Raw genomic sequence first — 432 nt, forward strand, 5'->3', positions numbered from 1 at the left:
GGTAAGCATTAATAAAAAAAGATAAAAAGGATGTAACAACATGGCCTATTACTATTGCTTCAACACCTATCGGTACCGTAATAATTAGGGATATTATTAACAGAGGCAATTTAGATAAGTCTATTTTTAGGAATAAGTCAGACCTTCCTGACGCGTTGAGTATATTCATATTCATGGTCGAAATCGGATAGAAGACTCTGGCAAAACACATCCATTGAAGGAGAACAATAACAGGCCTCCATTTTTCCCCGAGTAATAAAATTATAATGGGTTCTGACAGTAAGGCCAAAAGAGTCATTGAAGGAAAAATAAAAAAAGAAGACATTTTTATGAGACGCCTGTATGCAGAGACCATTCTATGTTTGTCATCCTGCAAAGAAGCAAGAATTGGAAAAGTTACCTGCTGAAGAATACTACTAATAGTCCCCGATG

At 35.9% G+C, this 432-nt stretch carries 1 protein-coding gene; it reads right to left on the bottom strand.

Features of this window, described 5'->3' with window-relative positions:
* Positions 1 to 376, bottom strand: a 376-nt coding sequence (locus tag HC175_RS18980) for an oligosaccharide flippase family protein (protein WP_235942686.1), incomplete at its 3' end; no start/stop codon positions are given.
* Positions 377 to 432 lie beyond the last annotated feature (56 nt).

This window comes from Salinimicrobium oceani, from assembly GCF_012037645.1.